15 protein-coding genes are annotated in these 21,729 nt (G+C 33.1%); 11 read left to right on the top strand and 4 right to left on the bottom strand.

All coding sequences use genetic code 11. From position 1 onward, the window contains the following. Positions 1-33: 33 nt before the first annotated feature. Positions 34-3,120 (bottom strand): SusC/RagA family TonB-linked outer membrane protein, encoded by a 3,087-nt coding sequence (locus ACNFIH_RS05760; RefSeq protein WP_426485860.1) that lies wholly within the window; start codon positions 3,118-3,120, stop codon positions 34-36. A 676-nt stretch (positions 3,121-3,796) separates the two neighbouring features. On the opposite strand from ACNFIH_RS05760, the gene ACNFIH_RS05755 reads away from it, so the two are divergent. Next, positions 3,797-4,435, top strand: coding sequence for a carbohydrate-binding family 9-like protein (locus tag ACNFIH_RS05755; RefSeq protein WP_426485859.1), 639 nt, complete (start codon positions 3,797-3,799; stop codon positions 4,433-4,435). Positions 4,436-4,557: 122 nt separating this feature from the next. Here ACNFIH_RS05755 and ACNFIH_RS05750 read toward each other — a convergent pair whose 3' ends face one another. Continuing rightward, complete coding sequence (locus ACNFIH_RS05750; RefSeq protein ID WP_035648871.1) at positions 4,558-5,595, bottom strand: LacI family DNA-binding transcriptional regulator; 1,038 nt, start codon at positions 5,593-5,595, stop codon at positions 4,558-4,560. Between the two features lie 232 nt (positions 5,596-5,827). Here ACNFIH_RS05750 and ACNFIH_RS05745 point away from each other — a divergent pair, with 232 nt between their 5' ends. The 7 genes from ACNFIH_RS05745 to yidC all read left to right on the top strand — a co-directional run bounded on the left by ACNFIH_RS05745 (position 5,828) and on the right by yidC (position 15,792). Then, positions 5,828-6,919 (top strand): mevalonate kinase family protein, encoded by a 1,092-nt coding sequence (locus tag ACNFIH_RS05745; protein WP_426485858.1) that lies wholly within the window; start codon positions 5,828-5,830, stop codon positions 6,917-6,919. Positions 6,920-6,929: 10 nt separating this feature from the next. Further along, entirely contained in the window at positions 6,930-7,805 is an 876-nt protein-coding gene (locus ACNFIH_RS05740; RefSeq protein ID WP_426485857.1) for a sugar phosphate nucleotidyltransferase, read from the top strand. A 174-nt stretch (positions 7,806-7,979) separates the two neighbouring features. Further along, positions 7,980-9,353, top strand: a complete 1,374-nt coding sequence (locus ACNFIH_RS05735; protein ID WP_426485856.1) for a sugar MFS transporter — start codon at positions 7,980-7,982, stop codon at positions 9,351-9,353. A 32-nt stretch (positions 9,354-9,385) separates the two neighbouring features. Continuing rightward, positions 9,386-11,314, top strand: a complete 1,929-nt coding sequence (gene nagB / locus ACNFIH_RS05730) for a glucosamine-6-phosphate deaminase (RefSeq protein WP_035648869.1) — start codon at positions 9,386-9,388, stop codon at positions 11,312-11,314. Between the two features lie 224 nt (positions 11,315-11,538). After that, on the top strand, positions 11,539-11,775 hold the full coding sequence (locus ACNFIH_RS05725) for a DUF3820 family protein (RefSeq protein ID WP_426485855.1): 237 nt from the start codon (positions 11,539-11,541) through the stop codon (positions 11,773-11,775). Between the two features lie 410 nt (positions 11,776-12,185). Next, entirely contained in the window at positions 12,186-13,799 is a 1,614-nt protein-coding gene (locus ACNFIH_RS05720) for a CTP synthase (RefSeq protein ID WP_035648853.1), read from the top strand. A gap of 79 nt (positions 13,800-13,878) precedes the next feature. Then, entirely contained in the window at positions 13,879-15,792 is a 1,914-nt protein-coding gene (gene yidC / locus ACNFIH_RS05715) for a membrane protein insertase YidC (RefSeq protein WP_426485854.1), read from the top strand. 58 nt (positions 15,793-15,850) lie between these two features. Here yidC and ACNFIH_RS05710 read toward each other — a convergent pair whose 3' ends face one another. After that, positions 15,851-16,825, bottom strand: a complete 975-nt coding sequence (locus tag ACNFIH_RS05710; protein ID WP_426485853.1) for a fasciclin domain-containing protein — start codon at positions 16,823-16,825, stop codon at positions 15,851-15,853. 307 nt (positions 16,826-17,132) lie between these two features. On the opposite strand from ACNFIH_RS05710, the gene ACNFIH_RS05705 reads away from it, so the two are divergent. Both ACNFIH_RS05705 and ACNFIH_RS05700 read left to right on the top strand, forming a co-directional pair. Further along, positions 17,133-17,837 (top strand): toxin-antitoxin system YwqK family antitoxin, encoded by a 705-nt coding sequence (locus tag ACNFIH_RS05705; RefSeq protein WP_426485852.1) that lies wholly within the window; start codon positions 17,133-17,135, stop codon positions 17,835-17,837. Positions 17,838-17,957: 120 nt separating this feature from the next. Next, positions 17,958-18,515, top strand: a complete 558-nt coding sequence (locus ACNFIH_RS05700) for a DUF4956 domain-containing protein (RefSeq protein ID WP_426485851.1) — start codon at positions 17,958-17,960, stop codon at positions 18,513-18,515. Here ACNFIH_RS05700 and ACNFIH_RS05695 read toward each other — a convergent pair whose 3' ends face one another. Next, entirely contained in the window at positions 18,516-20,393 is a 1,878-nt protein-coding gene (locus ACNFIH_RS05695; protein WP_426485850.1) for a PEP/pyruvate-binding domain-containing protein, read from the bottom strand. Positions 20,394-20,537: 144 nt separating this feature from the next. Between ACNFIH_RS05695 and mnmA the strand changes: the two genes are divergently transcribed. After that, on the top strand, positions 20,538-21,725 hold the full coding sequence (mnmA, locus tag ACNFIH_RS05690) for a tRNA 2-thiouridine(34) synthase MnmA (protein ID WP_426485849.1): 1,188 nt from the start codon (positions 20,538-20,540) through the stop codon (positions 21,723-21,725). Positions 21,726-21,729 lie beyond the last annotated feature (4 nt).

Raw genomic sequence — 21,729 nt, 5'->3', positions numbered from 1 at the left:
TAAATTTAATGTTACTTAAAAAAGCTTTTTAGACTAGTGAATTGCTACTTTAATACCAAGTATAAAAGTTCTTGAAGCTGGGAACGAGTTAAAATCGATTCCACCGCCTAAATTGTTTCCTGAGTGCCCATTAACCTCTGGGTCATTTCCAGAATAATTTGTGATCGTCAATAAATTTTGTCCGATAGCATATAATCTGATGCTGTCAATAAATTTTACTGTTTTTAATGCACTTTCAGGAATCGAATAGCCAATAGAAACATTTTTTAGACGCAGGTAAGACGCTTCTTCAACAAATTTAGAATTCACATAACTTCCATATTTGCTTTTGTAGTAACCATCTCTCGGAATATCAGTGTTTTCATTTGTTCCGGCAACCCAACGGTTCAATGCATCTGTGCTTGTAGATGATTCGCCCACCATTGCAGTCATATTATATACTGAATAATCAAAAGCTCCTTGGAAAAAGATATTCATATCAAAATTTCCATATCTGAAATCATTATTGAAACCAGCAATATAATGCGGAATAGAATTTCCTAAATAAGTTCTGTCTGCGGCAGTAATTGTACCGTCTCCGTCAACATCCACATATTTTGGATCTCCTGGTTTAGAAAGCGGTTGTGGCGCATAAGTTTCTCCAGTTTTGATAACTCCTGCATATTTATAACCGTATAAAACCCCCATTTCTTTTCCTGGTTCTAATCTTGTGAATTCCTGTCCAGAAACAGTTCCACTTGGATTTGAAGTATTTGTACTGATGATTTTTACGTTATCAGCAAGAGATACAATTTCTTGTTTGTTGTAAGCTAAGTTTAAAGATGAACTCCAAGTGAATTTATCTGTTTTAAAGTTTACTGTGCTGATTCCTAATTCAATTCCGCTGTTGTCAATAACTCCAGAGTTAACTCTTTGAGTACCGAATCCCCACCATCCTCCAACAGGAACATTCAAAAGAGCATCAGAAGTTCTTTTTTTGTAGGCATCAATTGTAACTGTAACATTGTCATTAAAGAATCCCATGTCCAAACCTAAGTTCGTTTGAGCTGTTTGTTCCCATTTCAAATTCGGGTTTGCTAAGTTGGCTGGTTCAGTACCTGCAACAAATTGATCAGGTGCAATTGTTACGCCCCATGATTGCAGTCTGCTCATGTATGAGTAGTCACCAATCCCGTCACTTCCTGTAATACCATAACTTGCTCTTAATTTAAGATCAGAAAAAGTGTTCAGATTTTGAATGAATGATTCATTAGACAATTTCCAAGCCACAGCTCCTGATGGGAAAATACCAAATTTGTTGTTTGGCCCAAAACGAGAAGAACCATCTTTTCTTATTGTAAAAGTGAAAAGATATTTATCATTGAATGCATAATTTAACCTTCCAAAATAAGAAGTAAGTTTTGTTTCTGTTTTTTCAGTTTCTGGTTTTAAATAAACTGCAGCTCCCTGAAGATTGTAATAAGTAAGCAAGTCGCTTGAAAAACCAGTTCCAGACGCTTTTACTCTCTCGTAAGTATCTTTTTGATTTGAAGTTCCAATCATTGCTGTAAATGCATGTTGTTCAGCAATATTAAATTTGTAAGTCAAATATTGCTCTGTACTCCATCTGAAATACGTTCTGTTTTCCTCAGATCCAGATCCTTTTAATGCTGCTCCAGCTACTAAAGTACTTGGCGTATATTTTCCCTGAATAACTTCCTGCCATTCAGCACCAGCGCCAAAATGATACGTTAAACCTTTAATGATTTCATAATCCAAAAACATATTTCCGTTCACCATTCTGTTGATCGTGTGGTCAGTAGGTTCTAGTAAAAGCGCTAAAGCATTGTCTTTACCTTGATATTTGTAATAAGAACCATCAGCATTATAAATAGGAATTGTTGGAGGCGCAGTCTGGATAGAGAACATCGGAGATAAAATATTGTCTCCAAAATCACTGTTATTTCCTTCACTTACAGCGCCATAAACATTCGTTCCCATGTTTAATTTGTCATTAAATCTTTTCTCGCCGCCCATTCTTACAGTATATCTTTCAAAATCTGTATTTTCAATAGCTCCGGTTTGTTTTAAATAGTTTCCAGAAAGGAAAAATTTAGACGTTTTATCGCTTCCGCTAAAAGTAAGCGTTCTGTTTAAAACTTCGCCCGGGCGAGTTGCAGCTTCAAACCAGTTTGTGTTTGCAATAGGAAAACTTGCAGGGAAAACCGGTGGTCTTCCGTTTTCAGAAGCAATTGCATTTTGAATATCAGCATATTGTTGTCCTGTAATTAAAGATGGTTCTTTGATGATATTTTGAAAACCATCAGAAACTTCAGCCTCAACCTGCATTTTTCCTGATTTTCCTTTTTTGGTAGTAATCAAAATAACCCCATTTCCACCTCGTGCACCATAAATTGCTGTAGAAGCGGCATCTTTCAGGATCTGAATATTTTCAATATCATTTGGACTGATAGATCCACCAGTACTTGTAATAAACCCGTCAACTACGTACAAAGGCGAATTCGAAGTATTAATAGAGTTTCCTCCTCTAATTACAACCGAAGGATTCGTTCCAGGTGCGTAACTGTTTTGCTGTACCTGAACTCCCGAAGCACGACCTTGTAAAGCCTGCCCAACGTTTGAAACGGTTCCGCCTAAGTTTAAGTTGTCTTTACTGATAGAAGCAACAGAACCTGTAAGATCTTTTTTCTTTGATTTTCCGTATCCAATAACAACCTCGTCTAATTTTTGTCCTGCTTCTTTCATGACAATTTTTAGAGGAGAACTTCCTACTGATACTTCCTGGTCTTCCATACCAATGTAGGTTACAACAAGTTTAGTAACGTTGTCTGCTACAGTAATCGAGAAACTTCCGTCAACATCTGTCTGAACTCCTTTTGTGGAACCTTTTACGACAACATTTGCACCAGGAAGAGGCAGTCCGTTTTGATCTGTTACTGTACCTTTTACCGTTTTTTCAAAAAATAATGAAGTATAATTTTTGTTTGAAGTGCTTATTGATGTAGCTGCCGAAGCTTGAAATGTCAAAGCTAATAGTGAAAGAACTGTTAGTTTAATTTCTTTACGGGATAAATTGTTAATCCGAAAATCTCTTGGCTTTTTTTGGGTTAATAATTTCATACGAAAATTGGTTTTGGTTAATGATTAATTTGTTTTTTGTTGTTTGTAGGTTTTAGACTTCTTTTTTGATTCTCAAATTCATTTTTGTTTTTTATTTGACTTCTTCTGTATTGTTTTCTTCTAAAAAAATCCATTTAATTTTTCAGTCGAAATACAGCTAATTCACTTCATTTTTGATCATTTTTTAGGCTTCAAAATCATCAAAACTTTTACTGATTTAACTCAGTTTTAAGATTAATCTCTGACGAAACTATAGATTATATTTTTATAAAACAAGAAAAAACACAAAAAATGTGCTCGAACACACAAAATTTATGTTCTCGAGCACATAAAATTGTGCGATACGTTTTTTTTACGCTAAAATGATGTGATATTTTTAAAAAATTTTAGAAATTAGCAGACATTTAAAATGTGAGCTTTTTTAAATAATAAATGGTGTTTTTGAAAATAGTTGTGAATTTCGCAATGACCAATCCAAAAACGTATAAATTAAGCAGGGTTTTCTGATGTCTTTTTAAAAGGAATTTTTCGGTTTATTTAAGAAAAGCAAAAGTTTTTTATTCATCTTTAAAGCAGATTTAGTTTCTTTAAAAATGAATAGCTGTAGAAGCGGAGTTTAAAGATGTTTTCGGGTTTTTTAAAAATCAAAAATTAACAAAAATTTTAAATCAAAATCATGAAAGAATATCAAGTAGTTTTAATTACAGAAAATGTGAAAAATGAAATGGAAATTTTAGATCAGTCAATTTGGAAAAATGCAAATTGCCTGACTGATTTTTCATCGCCATGGAATACTGATTTGGTTTCTAAAATTGAGTTTCGTGCACTTTGGAATACTGAAAACCTCTATTTTAATTTTAGGGTTTTTGATGCTGATATTTATATTGATGAAAAAGACAATAGTATTGACAGTATTGGAAACTCAGATCGTGTTGAGCTTTTCTTTAGAGTAAACGATTCTTTGAATCCGTATTATTGTCTTGAAATAGATACTTCGGCTAGATTAATGGATTTTGAGGCAAAGCCGGATAAAGATTTTGATTTCAGCTGGAAATGGCCAAAAGAAGATTTAAGCATAACAGCTTCAAAAGATGAAGTCTCTTTTACTGTTGAAGGACAAATTAGTATTGAATCATTCAATAAGTTGAATTTGATTCAGAACAATATAATTGAAGCGGGTATTTTTAGGGCAAAATTTTCTAAAGATGAAAATCAAAACTATGAACCAACATGGATTTCATGGGTAAATCCGAATACGGAAACTCCAAATTTTCATATTGCTTCATCTTTCGGAAAATTTAAATTGATGAAATAGTTTGGATAAAGGGACAAAGTGACAAAGAGACAAAGAAACAAAGGTTTAGAGGTTGATTTACTAGAAATAAAAAACCTTAGAATCTTTAGCATCTTAGTCCCGATAATTATCGGGATAGCATATTAAAAATAGAAAGACGCATTTTCAGAATTGATAATGTCAATTGGAAGCAAAATAGTGTCCGGAAACTCTTTTCGGAATAGAAAATGTTCTACTAAAGTACTGACTCCTAAATAAGCTTGTCTTTTTTGATTTTGATGAATTAAAAAATGAACTTTTCCCTGATTTAAGAAATTCACATTCTTTTCAATTAAATCGTAGCCAATAAGTGCAATTTTTTTGGTTGTTGCCAATGATAAAACAGAGGCGATTTGATACGCTTTTGAAGTGGTAATAAAAATCCCGCTTAAATCTGGATTTTCTTCCAGAAATGCCGTAAACTTGGTTTCTATGTTAGAGTATTTGAGCTTCAGAGTCGTTAAAGAAAAATCAGAAAGTTCTTTTTCGTCAAAATAATTTCTGAATCCTTTTTCCTTTTCCTGCATGTGAACTGCGTTTTTAAGACTTTCGTCAATATGGATAATCGCAATTTGGCCTTGACTTAAAATTAAATTCATTAAACTCGCCGCAACGCGTCCGCTTTTGTGCAAATCCTGTCCAACAAAACTTTTAACAGATGAAGATTCAACCTGGTTGTTAAAAGTATTTACCATAATTCCCAATTCGTCGTACTGTTTGATAATTTCGACAGTTTCTTTGTGAAACAGCGGCGTCAGTAAAACAGCATCAGGAGATTGCGAAATAATGGTTTCGTTAACCTTTAAAAAAGATTTAGTGCTTTCTGGATTAAAATAATGAGTTTCAATAATAACGCTGTATGCTTTAAATTCTGTAATGGCATCTTGAATTCCGTTAACGCAAGGAAGCCAATAAGGGTCAAATGCTGGATCAGGAAGCAAAACACAAACGCGATAAATTTTAGTGCTCTTTAGATTACGCGCAATTAAGTTTGGTTCGTAGTCAATAACATTCAAAACTTCATTGATTTTCTCAAGCGCAGCAGGAGAAACTTTTCCTCTATTATGTAAAACGCGATCTACAGTTCCTTTAGAAACTCCAGCCATTTGCGCAATATCCTTGATTGTGTACTTTTTATCCATATAAGCAAATATAAAAACTTTGATTTAATTATCGGAAAAAAAATTGATTGATTTCAATTATGTGCTCGAGAACATAAATTTTGTGTGTTCGAGCACATTTTTTGTTTTTTTCTTGTTTTATCAAAATTTAATATATAGTTTCGTAGAATCAAAACCGAAAATATCAAATAAATTTATAACCAACAAATATTGTAAATTACTGATTTATAATATTCTAATGTAAGTTGTTTACATGAAAAAAATTACTTCACTCGCCCCGGGCCGTACTTGTCTCTTTGGAGATCATCAGGACTATTTAGGATTGCCTGTTATAGCCTGCGCGATAGATCGAAATATAAAGCTGACCGCAGAGCAAAATAGCACAAATACATTTATTATTAATATGATTGATATCAATGAAATTAGAGTCATCGATATTAATGCATCTTTTGAAAAACTCGAGCCACGAGATTATTTTGCTTCATCATTGCGTGTTTTACGCAGGCATGGCTGTATTCCCACAAGTGGCTATACGATTACAATTATGGGAGATATTCCAATAAATTCTGGTACATCAAGTTCATCGGCATTATTAATGGCCTGGATTCGGTTTTTAATCGAAGCCTTCGGAGTTAATGAAGAAGTCACTCCGGAATTTATTGCCAAAATAGGATATGCATCCGAAGTTTTAGAGCATGGAGAACCTGGCGGAATGATGGATCATTTTAGTATTGGAGTAGGGAATATTGTTTTTATTAATACTAAAGATCCTTTTTCCTATCGTTCTATCGGCACAGAATTAAAAGGTTTAATCACAGGAGTTTCCGGAGTTCCAAAAGAAACTATTGGATTAATTGGAGAGTTAAAAGGAAATGCTTTAATGGCGATTGATCTCGTAAAACAAAATTATCCTGATTTTGATTTGAATGCTTCTGAAATTGAAGATATTGGTCGTTATAAAAATTGTCTGCCAGATCGTTTGATTCCGTTTTTTGAAGCGGCATTGAAAAATTACCATTATACTAAAGAAGCATTAAAAGAATTTGAAAAGCCCGTTTTAGATCTTAAAAAAATTGGTTTTTGGATGAATCAGCATCATGAAGTTTTGCGCGATTTATTGAAAATTACTGTACCACGAATTGATGCTATGATAAATGCTGCTCTTCGAGCGGGCGCATTTGGAGCAAAAATTGTAGGTTCTGGAGGCGGAGGAAGCATTGTTGTAATTGCAGATCCTAAAAATGAAGCTTCAGTTATTGAGGCAATTTTGAATGCTGGCGCACAAGAAGCTTATAGTGTAACTGTCGATCCCGGCGTGAGGATTATTGAAAATATTGAAATTTAGAGAAAGAAATATGCACAACAATTTAGTTATTCTTGCGGGCGGCGCTTCGTCACGTATGAAAAAAGAAGCCGTTACAGATAATTTATCTGCAGAAGAAATCGCTCAGGCAAATGAAAGAAGTAAAGGTTTGATTGGCGTTGGATCAAGTGGAAGGCCTTTACTGGATTATCTTTTATTGAACGCTAAAAAAGCGGGTTATCAAAATATCTATATTATTATAGGAGAACAAGGCGAATTGTTTAAAGAATTTTATGGAAGTCATGATACTGATAATGATTTTCATGGACTAAATATTTCATTTGCAGTTCAATATATTCCAGAAGGAAGAATTAAACCTTTTGGAACAGCAGATGCGCTTTTTCAGGCTGTTGAGCAATTTCCTGAATTGAACGAATTGGAATATTCTGTTTGTAACAGTGATAATTTATATTCTGCCGAAGCTTTGTTGGCTTTAAGAAAAACAGAAAGTCCAAATGCTTTTATCAGTTATGATCGTGATGCTTTGGAATTTCCTTTGGAAAGAATTTCGCGTTTCGCCATTGCAAAATTGGATGAAAATAATCAGTTATTGGATATTTTAGAAAAACCAGAAGCTTCTGATTTGGAGCATTATAAAGATGTGGAAGGAAAAATAAGAGTAAGTATGAATGCTTTTAAATTTACTGGAAAGACTTTATATACTCATCTTAAAAATTGTCCGGTAAATCCTGAAAGAGATGAAAAAGAATTACCTACAGTTCTTTTGAATACTGTAAAAGCAAATCCGAACACCACAATCGGAATTCCATTTTCTGAGCACGTTCCTGATTTGACAGCAAAAGAAGACATTGCCGACGTCAAAGAATATCTTAAAAAGCACTATCCAGTACTTAACTGGGAGTCTTAAAAATATTAACAAAAATTTCATATCTATTTTAGGGATTAGTACAACTTATTACATTACTTTTGTATTGCAAAAAAAACGCAAATTTTTGCGTAAAAAACGCAAAATAGTTTGGTAGTGTTGATTCTACTATAGATTGAAAGCAAAAAATCTATTAACAATCAACCCAAAAGTATTATGTCGAACATTGAAAATGTTATCCAGGTAGAAAAAAGGAATTCAATAATTCCGATGGTTATTTTGACCGCATTATTTTTTATTCTCGGATTTGTAACGTGGCTGAACGGACCATTAATTCCATTTTTTGAATTAGCATGTGAATTATCTCCATCTCAGGCTTACTTTGTAACTTTTGCTTTTTATATTGCATATTTTGTTATGGCTGTGCCATCATCGTGGGTTATCGAAAAAGTAGGCTACAAAAATGGTATTTCGCTCGGATTATTGATAATTGCGTTAGGAGCATTTTTATTTTATCCAGCAGCCGAAAGCCGTACTTTTTTACTGTTTTTAATAGCGCTCTTTGTTATGGGAACTGGTTTAGCAATTTTACAAACGGCTTCAAACCCGTACGTAGTTGTAATTGGTCCAAGGGAAAGTGCTGCAGCAAGAATTAGTGTTTTGGGAATTGCTAATAAATTAGCCGGATTTGTAGCGCCAATTATATTAACCGCTTTGGTTTTGTCAAATATGCAGGAGTTCACGGCAGACAAAATTGCAATGCTGGATTCGGTTTCAAAATCAAATGCTTTAAATTCCCTTGCATTACAATTACAAAGACCTTATCTTTATATGGGGTTGATTATTATTGTGTTGGCTTTGTTTGTGAAGCTTTCACCTCTCCCAGAGATTGATTTGGATGAAGATGGAAATGTAACAAATTTGAGTGTTTTTAACCAAATTAAAAACGCATTCAAACGCCCTCAATTGGTTTTAGGAGTTGTAACTTTGATGCTTTATTTGGCAGCTGAAGTTTTGGCGGGAGATTCAATTGGAGGTTTTGGAAAACAATTAGGCGTTTATGGAGACGAAGGGAATTTTTACTTAAAACTAACTTCTTTCACAATGTCGGCGATGGTTGTGGGCTATATTTTAGGAATAACTTTGATTCCAAAATACCTTTCGCAAGTAACAGCTTTAAAAGGATCTGGAGTTTTAGGAATTATTTTGGTTCTGTCAATTGTTCTGATTTCACCAAAACTAATGATTCAGTTGCCGGGAATTCCAAATTTGCCAATTGTAATTCTTTTGGTAGCTTTATTAGGTTTAGCAAATGCACTTTGCTGGCCGGCGATCTGGCCAATGGCATTAGAAGATTTGGGCGGATACACTAAAATAGGAAGCGCCATTTTAATTATGGGAATTATTGGCGGTGCAATCTTTCCTTTGTTTTATGGCTTGATTACCGAAACTATAAATACATCAAATATTGCAGCCGGGACAGAAGCAACTTCAAGAAGTGGCAATCAGCTTGCATATTTAATGCTTTTGCCATCTTATGTAATGATTCTTTTTTATGCTGTAAAAGGACATAAATACCGAAAATGGTAAAATAAATTAGAGAAATTAAAAAAAACTATATCATGTTAAAAAGTAAAATCGACAAGGCAACGGGATTCGAAAAACGATTCGAAAACATCAACACGGTTGTTTTTGAAAATTCTTCAGAAGCCTCAAAAGCAGTTGCTCAGGAAATTGCAGCTTTAATTCAGTCAAAACAAAAAGAAAATCAACCTTGCATTTTAGGACTTGCAACAGGTTCTTCTCCAAAAGGACTTTATGCTGAATTAGTTCGCTTGCATAAAGAAGAAGGTTTGAGTTTTAAAAACGTAATCAGTTTTAATTTGGATGAATATTATCCAATGGAACCAAACTCAATCAACAGTTATGTTCGTTTTATGAAAGAATTGCTGTTTGATCATGTCGATATTTTACCTGAAAATGCTCATGTTCCAGACGGACTTTTAACAAAAGAACAAATTGCCGATTATTGTCATGAATATGAAGCTAAAATCGAAGCTTTAGGCGGAATCGATTTGCAGATTCTTGGAATTGGAGGAAACGGACATATTGGTTTTAACGAATCAGGTTCACTTCAAAACTCAAAAACACGTTTAGTAGCCTTAGATCATATAACAAGAGTTGCAGCAAGCAAGGATTTCTTCGGATTAAATAATACGCCAAGAACAGCAATCACACTTGGAGTGAAAAAAATCATGGAAGCCAAAAGAGTAATTTTATTGGCTTGGGGAGAAGGAAAAGCAAATATTGTAAAAAGATCTGTTGAAGATGAAGTTACAAACCGAGTTCCAGCTTCGTTTTTGCAGGAACATGATAATGCTGTTTTTATTTTGGATAAAGAAGCTTCTTCAAAATTAACCAGAATTAATAAGCCTTGGTTGGTTGAAAAAATTGTTTGGACAGACAAATTAACTCGTAAAGCGGTTTTAGGATTAGCTTTAGATCTTAAAAAACCAATTTTAAAGCTTACGGACGCTGATTACATCGAAAACGGAATGAGCGATTTATTAGCAGATTCTGGTCCGGCGTACGATACTAATATTAAAATTTTCAATAAGCTTCAAAATACAATCACAGGTTGGCCAGGCGGAAAACCAAATGCAGACGATACAAATCGTCCTGAAAGAGCAGAGCCAGCTAAAAAACGTGTATTGATTTTCAGCCCGCATCCAGATGATGATATTATCAGTATGGGAGGAACTTTCATGCGTTTGCAGGAGCAGGGACATGAAGTGCATGTGGCGTACCAAACTTCAGGAAATATCGCTGTCGCGGATGATGAAGCGTTGCGTTTTGCAAGATTCGTGATCGATTACAACGAGAAATTCGGAATTAAAAGCGCTGAGGCTGACAACATTTACCAAAAAGCACACACCTTTTTAGAAAATAAAAAGAACAGCGAAATTGATATTCCAGAAGTCCGTTATATTAAAGGATTGATCAGAAAAGGAGAGGCGAGAGCGACAAGTCATTTTGTTGGTTTGCCAGATAGTCAAATTCATTTCATGGAATTGCCTTTCTATGAAACGGGAACAATTGAGAAAAAACCAATTGGGCCAGAAGATATTCAGTTGACAGTTGATTTAATTGAAAAAATCAAACCGCATCAAATTTATGCTGCAGGAGATTTAGCAGATCCACACGGAACGCACAAAGTTTGTCTGGACGCTATTTTTGAAGCTGTAAAAGTTCTAAAACCAAAATCATTTATGGATGATTGCTGGTTATGGTTATACCGTGGAGCTTGGCAGGAATGGGGAATTGACGAAGTTGAAATGGCGGTTCCAATGAGTCCAGATCAGGTTTTAGCAAAACGTCACGGAATTTTCAAACATCAATCTCAAAAAGATGGCGTTGTTTTCCAAGGAACTGATGCCAGAGAGTTTTGGCAAAGAGCCGAAGACAGAAATAGCGAAACAGCAGCTTTATATCAGCAATTAGGTTTAGCAACTTATGCAGCAATGGAAGCTTTTGTGAGATGGCATTATTAAGATGCTAAGGCTCTAAGGGACTATCCCGATGGCTATCGGGACTAAGATTTTATATTCGCCACTAATTCACGAATTTATTTAAATATAATTTGTGAATTCGTGGCGAAATCTTTTAAATCCTTTTAATCTGTGGCAAAAGAAAAATAAGTGATAGTTTTGTGTACAATTAAATTAAGCGGAATAATCTATTTTCTTTGTTCTAGCTTCTTTCTTCTCTAAAAAAAATGGAACAAGACAAAAAACTTCTTATAAAATTAGCTCATACCAAAATGCCTTTCGGGAAATACGAAGGACGTTTTTTAATTGATTTACCCGAATATTATATCGTTTGGTATTATAATAAAGGTTTTCCAAAAGGAGAATTAGGGCAGCAATTGCAGCTTATTTATGAATTAAAACTAAACGGATTAGAAGAATTAATACGAAATATTAAGAAACAATATCCAAAACCGATTAAATAGTAGGAAAAATCCTTTGTGGTTTAATTTTTTTTATTTAAGTTTGAAATACAAAAATATTATAATTTCCAAAAACAAAGTGATACCACAGAATTCAAGCCTGAATTTATAAATGTGTACAAGTCAGTGTTTTTTAAATTATAATATTTTTTTTTGCTTTAAAAACTGCCTTATAGTAACATTCATCAATATACTTCTTTATTTTAAAGCCTTTTCTAAATATTTTAAATTCAGAAATAAGGACATTCTTCAAAAATATTCCCAATTAAAACTTAAAATTATCGATTACAGAAACAACTAATCGATTTGTTTAAAAATTTACAAAATTATCTCATTCTCTATTTGATAAATTGTCTAATTAAATTTGTACTTTTGCCAAGTTTTTTACACAACTACTTACAAACAACAACAGAATGAATCAAACAAAATATATTTTTGTTACAGGAGGTGTGACCTCTTCATTAGGAAAAGGTATTATTGCGGCATCTTTGGCAAAATTGTTACAAGGAAGAGGATACCGCACAACTATTCAGAAATTTGATCCGTACATTAACGTTGACCCGGGGACACTAAACCCATATGAGCACGGAGAATGTTACGTGACAGATGATGGAGCTGAGACTGACTTAGACTTAGGGCACTATGAGCGTTTTTTGAACGTTCCTACTTCTCAGGCTAATAATGTTACTACAGGAAGAGTTTATCTTTCGGTTATTGAAAAAGAAAGAAGAGGGGAATTTTTAGGAAAAACAGTTCAGGTTGTTCCTCATATCACTAACGAAATCAAAGACAGAATGCAATTGCTGGGTAAATCTGGCGATTATGATATTGTAATTACTGAAATTGGAGGAACTGTTGGTGATATTGAATCATTACCTTATATAGAATCTGTTCGTCAATTAGTTTGGGAATTAGGTGAAAATAATGGAATTGTTATCCATTTGACATTGGTTCCTTATTTAGCTGCGGCGGGTGAGTTGAAAACAAAACCAACACAACACTCTGTTAAAACTTTGATGGAAAGTGGTATCAAAGCTGATATTTTGGTTTGTAGAACTGAACATGAATTATCTCAGGAATTACGTCAAAAACTAGCTTTGTTTTGTAATGTTAAAAAAGAAGCAGTTATCCAATCGATTGATGCTTCAACAATATATGAAGTTCCAAATTTAATGCTTGAAGAAGGATTAGATGTTGTAGCTTTAAAGAAATTAGATTTGCCTAAAAAAGCATCTCCGGATCTTAAAAACTGGAATACTTTCTTACGTAGATTAAAAAGTCCAAAACATACCGTTAACATTGGTTTAGTTGGAAAATATGTAGAAATGCAGGATTGTTACAAATCAATTTTAGAAGCATTTATTCACGCAGGTGCAGCAAATGAAACTAAAGTAAATGTAATTTCTATCCATTCAGAGCATATCAATGCTGATAATGTTGAAGAAAAATTAGGAACTCTTGATGGAGTTTTAGTTGCTCCAGGTTTTGGAGAAAGAGGTATTGAAGGAAAAATTGAAGCAGTTCGTTATGTTCGTGAAAACAATATTCCTTTCTTTGGAATTTGTTTAGGAATGCAGATGTCTGTTATCGAATATTCTAGAAATATTTTAGGTTACGCAGAAGCGAATTCTACAGAGATGAACGATAAAACACCTCATCCGGTTGTGAATTTAATGGAAGAACAAAAAACAATTACTGATAAAGGAGGAACAATGCGTCTTGGTGCTTGGAAATGTGATATCAAACCAAACACTTTGGCACATAAAATTTACGGACAGAAAACAATTTCTGAACGTCACCGTCACCGTTATGAGTACAACAATAAATATGCTGATGAATTACAAAAGGCTGGTTTAAAAGCTTCTGGAGTTAATCCTGATACAGGTTTAGTAGAAATCGTAGAGCTTGAAAATCACCCGTTCTTCATTGGTGTACAATACCATCCGGAATATAAAAGTACAGTTGCAAATCCGCACCCTATTTTTGTAAACTTTGTGGCAGCTGCTGTAAATGCGCATAAAAAATAATAATTATATTCTAAGAGACTGTAACTTTTAAATTAAACGAATACTAATAGCCTCAAACGAATAACTTTTTTAATTAATAATGGAAGAAAAAAAATTAGACCTTAATTCAATCATTGGTTTTGTATTGATATTTGGAATTTTGATTTGGATTATGTACCAAAATCAACCTTCTGAGAAGGAAATTGCTGCTGAAAAAGCCAAGAAAGAATTAGTTGCTAAACAAGAAGCTCAGGCAAAAGCTGATAAAGCTAAAACTGTTGTTGCACCAGTAACGGCTGCAACACCTGGTGATACTGTTCAATTAGCGCAATTGCAAAAAACTTTAGGTGGTTTTGCTTATTCTGCAACGCTTCCTTCTGCAAAAGAATCTTTTACAACAATCGAAAACGAAAAGATTAAATTAAAAATTGCTAATAAGGGTGGTTATATTGTTGAAGCAACTTTAAAAGAATTCGAAAAATTTAAAAAAGGTTCAAAACAATTAGTTGAGTTAATTAAGGACAACAATTCAAACTTAAATATTCAGTTACAGACTGCTGACAACAGAACTTTAAATTCTAAAGATTTGTATTTTGAGCCAACATTAGAAAAAGTTGGTCAAGATCAGGTTTTGTCAATGCGTTTGAAAGCAGGTGCTAATGAATTTTTAGAGTACAAATATGTTTTAAAACCAAATGATTATTTAGTTGGTTTTGACGTTCGTTCTCAAGGATTGAATAAAGTTTTAAATTCTTCTAAACCATTGGATTTACAATGGGATTTAAGAACATACAGAAACGAAAAAAGTATTTCGTATGAGAACCGTTTTTCTCAGATTGATTACAAATACGAAGAATCAAAATACAGTAATGTAAATTCTACAGGACAAGGAAAAGAGGAAACTCCTGAAAAAGTTAGCTTTGTTGCTTTTAAACAGCATTTCTTCACGACAATTTTAGCAACTGAAAAGCCTTTTGAAACTTCAAAACTACAATCAGATAACTTGGTTAAAGACGAAAAAATTGATACTGTTTTTACAAAACAATTCAGAGCTAATTTGCCTTTAGCATTCTCAAATGGAGAAGTTGACTATAAAATGAGTTTGTATTTTGGTCCGGCAGATTATAAAACATTAAAAGCTTACGACAAAAATTTCGAAAAAATTATTCCGTTAGGATGGGGAATTTTTGGATGGATCAACAAATGGATCTTTATTCCTTTGTTTGGATTCTTAAGTTCAACAATCGGATTGTCATTAGGTATTGCGATTATCATTTTTACCATTATCATCAAATTGGCAATGTCGCCAATTACTTATAAGTCATTCTTGTCTCAGGCTAAAATGAAAGTTTTAAGACCTGATATTACAGAGTTGGGAGAAAAATACAAAAAAGACCCAATGAAAAAACAACAGGAAACAATGAAACTGTACAACAAAGCAGGAGTAAACCCAATGGCAGGATGTATTCCGGCATTGATTCAGCTTCCTTTTATGTATGCATCGTTCCAGTTTTTCCCGGCAGCTTTTGAGTTGAGACAAAAAGGTTTCCTTTGGGCAGACGATTTATCATCATTTGATGCTGTTGTAAAATTACCATTTACAATTCCAGTTTATGGAGATCATATTAGTTTATTCCCAATCTTAGCTGCGGTTGCAATTTTCTTCTATATGAAAATGACTTCTGGAGATCAGCAAATGGCAGCTCCTCAACAGGAAGGAATGCCGGATATGGCGAAGATGATGAAAATCATGATTTATGTTTCGCCATTAATGATGTTGCTTTTCTTCAATAATTACGGTGCTGGTTTGAGTTTGTATAATTTTATTTCAAACTTAATTACAATTGGAATTATGTTTGTGATTAAGAATTATATCGTGGACAGTAATAAAATTCACGCTCAAATTCAGGAAAATAAACAAAAAGAGCCTAAAAAGCCTAGCAAATTCCAGCAACGTCTTCAAGAAGTTATGGAACAGCAAGAAGCAGCAAAAGCTCAGAATAAAAAGAAATAATTTTATTTATTATATAGAAAAACCGTCTCGTTTTTTTAACGAGACGGTTTTTTTGTGGTTAAAATTTAGGCAATAGGACTTTATCAATTACATGGATAACTCCATTTGAACATTGTACATCAGTAGCTATAATATTACTGACTCTGTTGTTTGCATCAGTAATTTTTGCTCCGCCAGTTAATCCAATCGTAAAATTCTGACCAGCAAAAGTGCTTACGACTTGTCCGTTTGTCAAAGAACTTGATAATACATTTGCACCGGTAACCACATGATATTTTAGGGTTGTTTCTAAAACATTAGCAGGAATGGCAGCAAGTCCTGAATATCCAGTTTCAGTTAAAAAACTCGAAAAAGCAGTATTAGTTGGAGCAAAAACAGTGAAAGGCGAACTAGCAGTTCCTGATAAAATTCCGGCAAATCCTGACGATGGATTGTAAGTTAAAGCCGCTACAAGAGTGGTGAAATTTTTATTGGCAATTGCATGATTTACAATAGTTGGCAGGCCTATTACGCCATCTACAACATGAATAATACCATTAGAAGCAGGGATATCAGTAATAGTCACCGTTGCTCCGCCATTTGTTTTTCCACCATTAATATCAACACCAGAATTTTTTTCGAGATACATGCTTATGTTGTTTGTGGTTGAAGAACCTCCTTTGGCTAAAGTTTTTACATAACCTGTTGCAATTTCGGTTGATTTTACTTTAGTACTTAAAACGTGATTTAATAATATTTCCTTAAGTATAGGAACAGGTACGGCATTGAGATCTGCATAACCGTTTGCAGTTAAAAAAGCACTAAAGGCCGCATTTGTTGGGGCAAAAACAGTGAAGGAACCAGAAGATTTTAATGTTGTGACTAAATCTGCTTTTTGTAAGGCAGCAGTTAAAGAGCTTAAATTTGGATTTGCTTGCGCAATTGATACAATTGTTTGGGGAGTCTGACTAGAATCGTCATCATTGTTGCAGGAAATAGTGACGAAAGTAATTAACGCTAAAAAAGCAATTAATTTAATTTTAATTGTTTTCATAATATTGTTTTTTTTCGTTTGTCTGGCTAAGTTATAAATTTTGTTTAACAATTTTTATAAAATATTAAACAAATATTAAATTTAATAAAGATTTAACTCTTTTGTTTAAATGTTTAAAATGTTGATTATTAGTATTTTGGTTGTGTTTTTTGCTATTGTGTAGTTTTTGTGTTTTTAATTAACCAAAGAAAAAGTAAACAATATTTAAAATAAATTTTGAGACTTTAAAAATCAGGATAAAAGTAAAATTGGTTATACTTTTGCAATACTAAAACTGAATATTTGTTGTTATAAAGAAAAACGAATTATGAAAAAATTTTGGATATTATTTTTAATAAGTAGTGTAGCTTTTTCTCAGGATTATAATAAGGTTGATTCTAACGGAAAAAAGGATGGGGTTTGGAAAGGAACTTACGAAATCTCTAAACGTCCTCGTTATGAAGGAACTTTTGATCACGGAAAAGAAACCGGAATTTTTAAGTTTTTTGATGACACTAAAAAAGGTGACGTAATTGCAAGTCGTGATTTTACTGCAAATGACGGAAGTTCGTACACGATTTTTTACGATCAAAACAAGAACAAAGTAAGCGAGGGAAAAGAAATTGGAAAATCGCGTGAAGGCGAATGGAAATATTACCACAAAGCATCAAAGGTTGTGATGACACTTGAAAATTACAAAAATGGAAAGCTTGAAGGAACACGTTCTGTATATTATCCAGATGCGAAAATTGCTGAAGAAATGACATATAAGAATGGTTTAAAAGAAGGGATCTATAAAAAATATGGGCAAAATGCGATTCTTTTAGAGCAATCAATTTTTAAAGATAATTTATATAACGGCGATGCAATTTTTTATGATTCGGATGGCGTAATGGCTTCTAAAGGGAAATTTCTGAATGGAAAAAAAGTCGGAAGATGGCAGTTTTACTTAAAAGGAAAATTAATCAAAGAAGTTAATATGAGCGACCCAAAAAGCAATTACCAGGCCGATTCTAAGCCTAAAATGGAATAAATTAAACTGCTGGAAAGAAATTTTTTTTTGCCACGAATTCACGAATTAATTTAGAATAAAAAAATTCGTGAATTCGTGGCAAACTTTTTTTAAATTTGATTGACTAACACTTTTTTGAAAATGAATTTAAACGAACTCATTGGCCGATTTTTATTATTGTTTTTTTCAATTTTGGTTTTGTATTTTTTCTCAAATAGAAAAGATAACGAAACCATAAATCCATTGATGGTCATTGTTGGGTTGTGTACTTTTTCGCTTTGTTATCTGTTTACCAAAATTGAAATTGGCGTTGGAATTGGATTTGGTCTTTTTGCTATTTTTTCCATTCTACGATTTCGAACACAGTCTTTTACTGTAAATGCAATCATTTTTCTTTTTGCAACAATCACACTTTCAATTTTAGACATAATGTATCCGTATGAAAAAATCGAAGTTCTTTTGTTTTTTCAGTTGATCATTATTGGATTTTATATTGCGGCTTCACTTATTGTCAACAGAAAAGTTTCAAAATATTTGAACACAGTCGATTTGAAAATTTCGGTTGAAAGCAATTTTTCATTGAATAATGGAAACATAAGAAAAGCGATTGAAGAAAAGATCCAAATCTCTGATTTTGAATTCAAAATAATACTCGTAAATACGATTACAAACGAAATCGATCTACAAGTTTTTTATTGATTATTCATTAAAAGGCCGAACTTGTTTGATGTATAAATCCCTGTTTTCGCCCACAATTTTAAACTCAATATCTACAGGATGAAATTGGTTTTTGCGCCAATATCGATACATTTTAGATTCAATTGTTTTGCTGACAGTATAAAGCCGGTTCATCTCTTTTCGTGTTAGTAATGGCTCGTTATTATTTAAATTTGAATTTGAGGTATAATCAATTTCAAAATCTTCATCATCGTTTCCTTCGTTGATATGATAAGCAGTAAATTGTTCGCAAACTTCTCCTTTTTCAGGTTTTACAACTGAATTTTCTCCCTTTTGAACATTGACCGTAAATCCGGGAAAGTTTCTTCGGAATATATTTTTTGTGATTACAACTCCATTGGCAATTTCCTCAGGAAAAGAACGATGCACTAAAACTCCCATTGCAATTTGTTGTTGATCGATTCCAAAAAGTTCCCTTTCATTATAAGAAGCTTCATTCCATACACTTGCCCAAACTTGTTTGATTGCTTTTTCGAAACTTTTTATACTGTCGCCCAAAATTCCCGTTTTAGAATCATACAATCCGGCGCCATTAAAATCATCTAAATCTTCGGCATTTGTTGATGATCTGAATCTGAAGTTTTTAAAAGAAGCATTTTTAAAAGTCTGATTTAGTTTTGCAATCAGTTCCGGATCAATTTTTTCTGTTTTGATAGCTTCCCGAATTTCTTTTAGTTTTTTATTTATCCAGGCAGTTGAATCCTTTTTTGGATAGTTCAGCAACTCAGTTATTAAAACAGAAATAGAAGGTTTCTGAATATGTTTTGTATAATAATAAAAAGGAATGGCATGAGCATTTTCAGGAGTTTTAAAAGGCGTATCTTTTGAAATAGCAATTAAATATGCCATGTTTTGTGCTTTAGAACCAATATAATTTACTCCTTTTTTGGGGATAGAAGAGAGGTCAATTATTTCAGTTACAGAATTGTCTAGAGTTAGTATTTTCTTTTTTGAAGCATTTTTTTGAGTGATTTTCTTTGTTGTTTCTTTCAAATAAAAAGTATCAATTTCAGTTTTGAATTCGACTTTTTTAGAAAGTAATCTTTTGATATTATTGTCTTTATCAATATTTTTATAAGCCATTATGGGGATTTTTCGGTTTTTGCCCAAAAGCACTAAATGACTCAATGGAGTTTGAAGTTCGTTTACAATTATGCCTTTCGCTTCTGGCAATATGTTTGGAGTTCCGTCAAGGATAATAATTTCATCCGGATTGGGTTTTATTTTCTCTAAATCCTTTATTTTGTATTGCTTGAGAATTCCAATTGCTGATCCGCCGGCAACTTGCTGATAGGTAATTTCGTTAAAAATATAATCTGATTTTACACAAGGAATTTTAAATTTTCCTTCTTGAAATAAGGCTATTTTCTCAGGATCATTCAGATAAAATTTAAGATTGTTGCCAATAAAAGAACTATTTTTTACCTGATTATAAAACCATTCGATTTGAGAGACTTTCATATGATCTGAAGCAGCAAGCTCAAAAATCCATTTTTCTGTTCCTTTAATATGATTTAAATTCCCAAGTAAATAGTCTCTGTCTTTTTCACTATCGCTGTAATTTTCACTATTAAAAACGTCGATATCTTTGTCATAACCCAGATACTCAGTTGCAAATTGATAATGATGCGAAATAAGTTGGCTGTTGAAATAGTACATTTTTTTCTGCCTCAAATCGTAAACAATTTTAACAGACTCAATATTGGAGAATTTATCAGATAGTGGTTTACCTTTAAAAGCTTTATAAGATTCATAATCTGGTAACGAAGCACGGAATCGCTGAGCACTCAATGATGCTGTCAAAAGGAGAAAAATTAAGCTGTAAACAATTTTTTGCATAACATTTTTTATTGATTATTAAAAGTAATTAAAAAAAACGATAGGTTTTGTCTACTGCGGGATTATATAAACTAATCAAAACGACTATAATTTTCTATTATTTGGCTTATCTTTGCACCCTTGTAAAAATATAAACGATTTAGAATGAAACGTGTAGTTGTTGGACTTTCTGGTGGAGTAGATTCTAGTGTTGCCGCTTACTTATTGCAGCAACAAGGATACGAAGTTATTGGCCTTTTTATGAAAAACTGGCATGATGATTCGGTTACTATTTCTAACGAATGTCCTTGGTTAGAAGATAGTAATGATGCTTTATTAGTAGCAGAAAAACTTGGAATACCGTTTCAGACTGTCGATTTGAGCGAGGAATACAAAGAAAAAATCGTTGATTATATGTTCAATGAATACGAAAAAGGAAGAACTCCAAATCCTGACGTGCTTTGTAACCGCGAAATCAAATTTGATGTTTTCATGAAAATTGCCTTAAGTCTTGGTGCTGATTATGTAGCAACTGGACATTATTGTCAAAAAAATGAAATTGAAGTTGATGGAAAACCTGTTTATCAATTAATTGCCGGAAATGACATTAATAAAGATCAATCGTATTTTTTATGTCAGTTATCGCAAGAGCAATTGTCAAAAGCGTTGTTTCCAATTGGTGCTTTGACTAAACCAGAAGTAAGAGAAATTGCTGCTGAAATGGAATTGGTAACCGCTGAAAAGAAAGATTCACAAGGATTATGCTTTATAGGAAAAGTTCGTTTGCCGGAATTTTTGCAACAGAAATTACAGCCAAAAGAAGGCAAAATCGTTCAGATTGATAAAAATGATCCGATTTATACGAATGAAATTCCAGCTGGTTTATCATTGGAAGAAGAACTGAAAATCGAAGCCAAAAAATTAGAATATCTTCCAACAATGGGAAAAGTGGTTGGAAAACATCAAGGTGCTCATTACTTTACAAACGGACAAAGAAAAGGCTTGAATGTAGGAGGAACTACAGATCCATTGTTTGTAATTGCGACTGATGTTGATACAAACACTATTTATACAGGTTTATCTAGTAATCATCCAGGTTTATTTAAAAAAGCTTTATTTGTTGGAAATTCTGAAATTCACTGGGTTCGAGAAGATATGGCTTTAAAATCAGGTGAAACAAAAGAAGTAATGGCAAGAATTCGTTATCGTCAGCCTTTGCAAAAAGCTATTTTGTATCAATTTGAAGACGGAATGTATGTTCGTTTTGATGAACCTCAATCTGCTATTACTGAAGGCCAGTTTGTTGCGTGGTATTTAGATAATGAATTAGTTGGTTCGGGAGTAATTTCTTAGCTTT

Origin of the sequence: Flavobacterium sp. 2 (assembly GCF_049949195.1) — a bacterium.
Lineage (GTDB): Bacteria > Bacteroidota > Bacteroidia > Flavobacteriales > Flavobacteriaceae > Flavobacterium.
Note: the sequence above shows the minus strand (reverse complement) of the source record. Positions and strands in the feature narration are given on the sequence as shown.

Excerpts from the sequence above, each read along its gene's own strand:
- ACNFIH_RS05700 (WP_426485851.1), top strand. The coding sequence starts at position 17,958 with ATGAATTTAAACGAACTCATTGGCCGATTTTTATTATTGTTTTTTTCA.
- ACNFIH_RS05740 (WP_426485857.1), top strand. The coding sequence starts at position 6,930 with ATGCACAACAATTTAGTTATTCTTGCGGGCGGCGCTTCGTCACGTATG.
- ACNFIH_RS05760 (WP_426485860.1), bottom strand. The coding sequence starts at position 3,120 with ATGAAATTATTAACCCAAAAAAAGCCAAGAGATTTTCGGATTAACAAT.
- ACNFIH_RS05710 (WP_426485853.1), bottom strand. The coding sequence starts at position 16,825 with ATGAAAACAATTAAAATTAAATTAATTGCTTTTTTAGCGTTAATTACT.
- ACNFIH_RS05720 (WP_035648853.1), top strand. The coding sequence starts at position 12,186 with ATGAATCAAACAAAATATATTTTTGTTACAGGAGGTGTGACCTCTTCA.
- ACNFIH_RS05750 (WP_035648871.1), bottom strand. The coding sequence starts at position 5,595 with ATGGATAAAAAGTACACAATCAAGGATATTGCGCAAATGGCTGGAGTT.
- ACNFIH_RS05695 (WP_426485850.1), bottom strand. The coding sequence starts at position 20,393 with ATGCAAAAAATTGTTTACAGCTTAATTTTTCTCCTTTTGACAGCATCA.
- ACNFIH_RS05745 (WP_426485858.1), top strand. The coding sequence starts at position 5,828 with ATGAAAAAAATTACTTCACTCGCCCCGGGCCGTACTTGTCTCTTTGGA.
- yidC (WP_426485854.1), top strand. The coding sequence starts at position 13,879 with ATGGAAGAAAAAAAATTAGACCTTAATTCAATCATTGGTTTTGTATTG.
- ACNFIH_RS05755 (WP_426485859.1), top strand. The coding sequence starts at position 3,797 with ATGAAAGAATATCAAGTAGTTTTAATTACAGAAAATGTGAAAAATGAA.
- nagB (WP_035648869.1), top strand. The coding sequence starts at position 9,386 with ATGTTAAAAAGTAAAATCGACAAGGCAACGGGATTCGAAAAACGATTC.
- ACNFIH_RS05705 (WP_426485852.1), top strand. The coding sequence starts at position 17,133 with ATGAAAAAATTTTGGATATTATTTTTAATAAGTAGTGTAGCTTTTTCT.
- ACNFIH_RS05725 (WP_426485855.1), top strand. The coding sequence starts at position 11,539 with ATGGAACAAGACAAAAAACTTCTTATAAAATTAGCTCATACCAAAATG.
- mnmA (WP_426485849.1), top strand. The coding sequence starts at position 20,538 with ATGAAACGTGTAGTTGTTGGACTTTCTGGTGGAGTAGATTCTAGTGTT.
- ACNFIH_RS05735 (WP_426485856.1), top strand. The coding sequence starts at position 7,980 with ATGTCGAACATTGAAAATGTTATCCAGGTAGAAAAAAGGAATTCAATA.